The organism is Protofrankia sp. Cr1 (genome assembly GCF_963555865.1).
In the GTDB taxonomy this organism is placed as follows: Bacteria; Actinomycetota; Actinomycetes; order Frankiales; family Frankiaceae; genus Protofrankia.
Map to the genome: position 1 here is coordinate 8,444 of NZ_CAUVXO010000046.1, position 6,225 is coordinate 14,668.

Annotated in this window: 6 protein-coding genes and 1 pseudogene; 3 read left to right on the top strand and 4 right to left on the bottom strand. The window is 70.1% G+C overall.

Features of this window, described 5'->3' with window-relative positions:
- Nucleotides 1–1,260 (bottom strand): helix-turn-helix domain-containing protein (locus tag U9980_RS06715; protein WP_322767141.1); only part of this gene is annotated, 1,260 nt, incomplete at its 3' end.
- A gap of 111 nt (nucleotides 1,261–1,371) precedes the next feature.
- Between U9980_RS06715 and U9980_RS06720 the strand changes: the two genes are divergently transcribed.
- The 3 genes and pseudogenes from U9980_RS06720 (at nucleotide 1,372) to U9980_RS06730 (ending at nucleotide 4,533) form a co-directional block, all read left to right on the top strand.
- Nucleotides 1,372–1,623 (top strand): GlsB/YeaQ/YmgE family stress response membrane protein, encoded by a 252-nt coding sequence (locus U9980_RS06720; RefSeq protein WP_322767142.1) that lies wholly within the window; start codon nucleotides 1,372–1,374, stop codon nucleotides 1,621–1,623.
- Nucleotides 1,624–1,798: 175 nt separating this feature from the next.
- Entirely contained in the window at nucleotides 1,799–3,109 is a 1,311-nt protein-coding gene (locus tag U9980_RS06725) for a pitrilysin family protein (RefSeq protein ID WP_322767143.1), read from the top strand.
- Between the two features lie 58 nt (nucleotides 3,110–3,167).
- Nucleotides 3,168–4,533, top strand: a pseudogene (locus tag U9980_RS06730) (M16 family metallopeptidase).
- 81 nt (nucleotides 4,534–4,614) lie between these two features.
- Here U9980_RS06730 and U9980_RS06735 read toward each other — a convergent pair.
- The 3 genes from U9980_RS06735 to U9980_RS06745 all read right to left on the bottom strand — a co-directional run bounded on the left by U9980_RS06735 (nucleotide 4,615) and on the right by U9980_RS06745 (nucleotide 6,115).
- Nucleotides 4,615–4,983 (bottom strand): ANTAR domain-containing protein, encoded by a 369-nt coding sequence (locus tag U9980_RS06735; protein ID WP_322767144.1) that lies wholly within the window; start codon nucleotides 4,981–4,983, stop codon nucleotides 4,615–4,617.
- On the bottom strand, nucleotides 4,911–5,738 hold the full coding sequence (locus U9980_RS06740) for a hypothetical protein (protein ID WP_322767145.1): 828 nt from the start codon (nucleotides 5,736–5,738) through the stop codon (nucleotides 4,911–4,913). The genes U9980_RS06735 and U9980_RS06740 overlap by 73 nt, the downstream gene beginning before the upstream one ends.
- A 137-nt stretch (nucleotides 5,739–5,875) precedes the next feature.
- Nucleotides 5,876–6,115 (bottom strand): mycoredoxin, encoded by a 240-nt coding sequence (locus U9980_RS06745; RefSeq protein WP_322748232.1) that lies wholly within the window; start codon nucleotides 6,113–6,115, stop codon nucleotides 5,876–5,878.
- Between the last annotated feature and the right edge of the window lie 110 nt (nucleotides 6,116–6,225).

Sequence of the window (6,225 nt, forward strand, 5' to 3'; positions counted from 1 at the left end):
GGCCTGGGTCGGCATAGGCGGGCGTGGGCTGGCCCGCAGGACGAGCTCGAGCTCGAAGCGGACGTCGGGGTCGTCGAGGCTCTCGCCGAACAGCGTGCGTAGCTGGTTCAACCGGTAGCGGATCGTCTGCGGGTGCACCTGGAGTTCGGCGGCGATCCGGGCGCGTTGCCCCCGTAGCCGCAGCCACAGCAGCAGGGTTTCCGCCAGGCGCGCGCGGACTCTGACGGGAAGTCCGTCCAGCGGCGCCAGCCGCAGGCTAGCGAGGTCGGCCAGCAGCACCGGGTCCCGGGCGAGCAGGAGCTGGGCCAGGTGGTCGTCGGTGAACAGCGACCCGCCGGGGCACCCGGGTACCCCAGGCAGCTCCCCGCGGTCACGGGCGTTGCGGGCGAAGGCCGCCCTGGCCGCGCTCGCGGACGCCTCCGGCCACGGGACGGCTGGACCGACGACGGCTCCCAGACCTACCAGTGCCCGTTCCAGCCACTTGCGGCGGCCGGGGCCGGTCGGGTCGCCGACGAATATCCAGATGTCATCGCCCTTGATAGCGCGGGGGGTGTCCGGTGGCAGGGCCAGGCATCCGATGCGGTCGTCCACACGCTCGTCCCCGTCGTGGTCCGTGCCGGTGCCGGTGCCGGTGCCCGTGCCGGCGGACCCGGGCACGATGATCGCGGCGAGGCTGTCGGGTAGCCGGTAGGAGGCGGCCCGGGCGGTCTGTTCGATCGTCGCCGGGTTGCCGCCCGCCAGCATCAGCTCGCCGAGCCGGTCCCACAGGCGACCGCGTTCGCTGGCCGCCCGGGACTGCGCGAGCGCGTAGCCCTCGGCGGTGGCACCGGAGATTCCGTCGATGTATGCGAACATCGTCTCGGCCAGGGACACGAGCCCGTCGGCGTCCAGGCCGCCGCGCCGCGCCGCGTCGGCGAGCCGGCGCCAGGCGACCCGCGCGCCCACCCGGTAGGCGCCGAGCAGCGTGTCCAGAGAGCGGCCGGCGCGGAACTCGCCGCGCCCGAGGCGGACGTAGACCTCGCGGCTGGCGGCCAGGTCCGGCGGGCCGGGCGAGTTCGTGTCGACCACGGTGAGGAAGCGAAGCAGGGCCTCCTCGACACCCTGGCGGACACCGCGGCCGAACGAGCCCTCCAGCGGCCGCGCGTATGCCGGTACCTCACGTGCTATCGCCGCGATCAGATCGTCGCCAAGAGACATGAGTTCGAGCCGCAGAACATCGGCAAGATCAGAAGGAAACTGTCCTTCCGGAACAGTTTGCATCGGCCGCACTTTACTCCGGGCAGTCGCGGTGTCGGTACATTTCTGGGCCGTCGTGCCGAGGCGTCGCGGATCGGATTGCGTCCAGATGCTCTTCGTGAATAATCAGGCGTCGTGGACGCGCCAACCGGTTTGTTCAGTGCCGTGGTCACCGGCATCGTCATCGGCACCCTCGCGCGCATGATCGTGCCGGGCCGGCAGGCGATCGGCTGCCTGATGACCATCCTGGTCGGGCTTGTCGGTGCCGCGATCGGCTTGATCGTTGCCAGCGGGATCGATGCCGGGTGGGTCCTCACCCTCGTTCTACAGGTCGCCGTGGCCGCGGTTCTGGTCACGGTGGTGGCGGGAAATCGCAATCTGCGATGATCAGTCCGGGCTGATCGATGGACAGGGGAGGCGGGAGGCCCGCGGCGGTCCCTGCGGTATTCCTCGTGAGCAACAGATCCCGCCGGTTGTGGCCTTGTGGCGCGGATCATCGAAGACCAGGACCATGAACGGCTTGGGCGCAGTAGCGTTGCCAACCGTGCCCCCTCGTACCGAGATGAACACGACCACCATTTCGTTGCCGGCGCCCTCCTACCGGGTCGAGAAAACCTCGCTCGCCAATGGTCTGCGGGTCGTACTGGCGCCGGATCACACGGCGCCGGTTGTCGCTGTGGCCGTCCACTACGACGTGGGTTTCCGGTCCGAACCCGAAGGTCGCACCGGTTTCGCGCACCTGTTCGAACATCTGATGTTCCAGGGCAGCGAGAACGTGGGGAAGGCTGAGCATCCCAAGTACGTGCAGGCCGCCGGGGGCATGTTCAACGGGTCCACGCACCCGGACCACACCGACTACTATGAGCTGCTGCCGTCCGGGGCGTTGGAACGCGCCCTGTTTCTGGAAGCCGACCGGATGCGCGCTCCGCGGATCACCCGGGAGAACCTGGACAACCAGATCGCGGTCGTCCAGGAAGAGATCCGGGTGAACGTCATGAACCGCCCCTACGGCGGCTTTCCGTGGATCACGCTCCCGCCGGTCGCGTTCGACACGTTCCCGAACGCCCACAACGGCTACGGCGACTTCCATGAGCTTGCGGCGGCGAGCCTGGACGACGCCGAGGACTTCTTCGACAAGTACTACGCGCCCGGCAACGCCGTACTCACCGTGGTCGGCGATTTCGACGTCGAGAAGGCGCTGGCGATGATCGGCCGCTACTTCGGCGAGATCCCGGCCCGTGCAGTGCCGGTCCGTCCGAGCTTTGCCGAGCCGGTGCGTGCCGACGAGCGGCGATCGGTCCTGACCGACCCGCTGGCACCGCGGCCCGCGCTCGCCGTCGGTTACCGGGTGCCCGACCCGGCGCTGGACCTGCCGACGTTCCTGGCCTACGACGTGCTGACCCATGTCCTGTCCGCCGGTGACGCGAGCCGCCTGGAGCGGCGGCTCGTGCAGAAGGACCGGTCGGTGATCGGTGTCAGCACCTACCTGGGCACTTTCGGGGACCCGTTCGACCAGCGGGATCCGCTGTTGCTCACCTTTGAGGCCCGCCATCCGGCTGAGTCGACGCCCGAGACGATCCTCGCCGCGGTGGACGAAGAGTTCGACCGCCTCACCACTGACGGCCTGGAACGCGGTGAGCTCGCCCGCGTGCAGTCCCGGATCGTCTCGGGCCTGTTGCGGGAGGCCGACGACGCGCTCGGGCGTGCGCTGGGCATGGCCACCTTCGAACTGCACCGCGGTCGTCCCGAACTGATTAATGAACTTCCCGGTCTGGTCGGTGCGGTCACCTCGGACGAGGTCCGGGCGGCCGCGGCCGCGCTGCGCGCCCAGGGCCGGGCGGTGCTGGAACTGCGCGCCGGCGCGGCGTCATGAACCGGGTTGATCTCAAGCGCGACACCGGGCCCACCCTCGAACCAGCTAGGAGGCTGCGGTGACCGCCGCAACTGTCGCGACAACGTCTGAAACCGTCCCGGCCGCCGGCGCGTCGCCCATCCCACCGGTGGCGCCGACCGTAGCGGCCGAGCTTCCCGCCGTGGCCGAGCGGATGCTGCCGGGTGGGCTGCGGGTACTGGTGGTGCGGCGGGCCAGCGTGCCACTGGTCGAGGTACGGCTGCGCATCCCCTTCACCGGCCGCGGTAGCGCCCATCAGGCCCGCGCAGAGCTGCTCGCCGAGACCCTGTTCACCGGCACCGGGCTGCGGGACCGGGTCGAGCTGGCCACGGCCGTCCAGGCGCTCGGTGGAGCGCTGTCGACCGGTGTGGACGCCGACCGGCTCGCGGTCGTGGGCTCCGCGCTCGCGACCAATCTCGTGCCTCTGCTTGATCTGATCGCCGAGGTTCTCACCGGGGCTGCCTACCCGTCGAGCGAGTTCGCCGGCGAGCGGGACCGGGTCGTCGAGGAAGTCACGATCGCCCGCAGCCAGCCCGCGGTGATCGCCAGGGAGGGCCTGCTGCACCGGCTGTACGGCAGCCACCCCTATGGCGGCGACACGCCCGCGCCGGAGGTCGTCGCCGCGGTGACCGAGGCCGAGGTGCGCACCCTGCATGCCGAGCGCATCTCACCGGCGGGTGCCATCCTGACCCTCGTCGGAGATGTCGAACCGCGAGGCCGCGCTCGACCAGGTCGAGGCGGCGTTCGGCGGGTGGAGCGGCACACAGGCTGATCCCACGCCGGCGCTGCCGGCGCTGGTCCGCGGTCCTGTTGTGATCATTGATCGGCCCGGGGCGGTCCAGACGAACATCCGTATCGGCGGGCCGGCCGTTAACCGCCATGACCCCGCCTACGCCGCTCAGCGGCTCGCGAGCACCGTCTTCGGCGGCTATTTCAGCTCCCGCCTGGTGTCGAACATCCGCGAGGACAAGGGCTACACCTACTCGCCACGCAGTTCGGTCGACTATCCGGTCGCGGGTTCCCGCTTCACGGTGAGCGCGGACGTGGCAACGGACGTGACCGGGCCGGCACTGCTTGAGATTTTTTATGAGCTGGGCCGGATGGCTGTGCTACCCGTGGCCGCCGACGAGCTCGATGCGGCCCGCCAGTATGCCGTCGGCACGCTGGCGCTGTCCACAGCGACCGCCGTGGGGCTCGCCTCGACGCTGTCGGCACTGGCCGGGGCCGGCATCGGTGTCGAATACCTTCGTGATCATCCTGTGGCGCTCGAGGCGGTGACGCCCGCGGACGTGCTGGCGCTCTCGGCTCGGGTGCTGGCGCCGTCGAGGCTGGTGACCGTACTGGTCGGGGATGCGGAGAAGATCTCCGCCGCGGTCGGGGGGATCATCGAGGTCGCGGCCGGTTGACCATGACCGTTTCGTGACCGGGTGACCGGGTGACCGGTTCCCGTCGACCGGTATCCACCAGGCAGGCTCTGGTCCGTTCGGTCAGCGGCGGGCCTGGTTGGCTCGCGGCGGCGCTGGTCTAGGGCTGGCGCCGCCCCTGCCGGCCAGCTCCCCGGGCAGGACCGCCCGTGGGTCGGAAACCGACTCGATCACCTGCCGGGCCAGGTCGTGCACGCGTCGTCCCATCCCGCGGGCGGTTCGCCGGAGCCGCTCGAACGCCTCCCGCGGCCGGATGTGGTGTCGTTCCGCCAGTACGCCGATCGCCTGTTCGACGATGACCCGCGAGGCCAGCGCGTGCTCGAGCTGGACGACCGACAGCCGCAGCTGTTCGACCTCGGTCAGATCATGATCGGGCCGTCGGGGCCGGCCGGGCGGGGCGAGGTCCTCGGCGAGCAGATCGGCGAGGACCATCGCGGACAGCAGGTCGCCGACCGGCCGCACATCGCCGCCGGGACCTTCGACGATCCATCCGGTCGGCGACCGGCGCAAGCGCATCTCCGGCTGCCCGCCACGTGCTGCCGCTGTGCCCGCGGGTGCCCGGTGACCTGGCGGGGCCGGCCGCCCCGGTGCGGGCCGGCTCGGCCGCGGCGGAGCGCCAGGTTCCGACGGTGCCGGTGCGGCCGACGGCGCGGGTGTGCCGTGCGCTGTTCGCGTGCCGGCCTCGGTCGCTTCGGGGTGCACGGTACCGCCTTCGGTACCGCTTCGGTACCGTCTTCGAAACCGTGTTCGAAGCTGTGTTCGAAAACGTGTTCGGCATCGTCCATGAGGGCTCCGACGGCGTCGGCGATGCCGCGCAGCAAGATGATCGCGGATGGGGCGAGCGTGACCTGTGCCCGGTCGAGTCCGACCAGCAGACCGTGTAACCGGCCGTCGCCGCCCAGTACCGCGACGGCGACGTAGCTGCGCACGCCGAGCCGCGCCGGCTCGTCCGTGCCGGCAACCGCCGGCTCATCGCTCACCTCGGTGAGGGCCACGGGCGCGCCGTCGAGTACCCGCGCGCCCACGGATTCACTTCGGGGCAGGGTCAGGCCGGCGTCGAGGCCGGGGAGCGCACCCGTCGTCCGTTGGTAGGTCGCGGTCGAGGCCGACAGGACCACGAACGCCGTCGCTTCCATCCGGTGGACGGCACCCGCGGCCTGCAGCGCGACATCGACCGCGCTCCACATATGTGCTGAAGGTACTGACGACACAGCCCGAACTCTGCCACAAACTTCACGGGCAGTGACGGACACCGCCCCCCGATCTGGCGCCGCGGGTGCAGGGCGAGCGTGGATGGCCGGGCTGTCGTTGCTCTGTGTATCTCTTATGCGGCAGAAGCAACCTTCTCGGTAACCTGGCGCAAGCTTGGGTTGGTCAACACGGTGCCGTCGGCGAAGACAACGGTCGGCACGGTTGCGTTGCCGTTGTTCGCGCTGCGGACGATCTGCTCGGCCTCAGGGTTCCCTTCGATGTCCACCGTGACGTGGGCAAGACCTGCCGCGTCGAGCTGCCGCTTGAGGCGGACGCAGTAGCCGCACCACGGTGTCGTATAGATCGTCAGCACGAACAGTCCTTTCTGTGGCGATGACGGAACAAATCTTCATAACCACGGCGCGGCTGGGTCGCTTCCCGTCGGTGGGGACGGCTACCGTCCCTCCTATGGTCGGTTCGAGG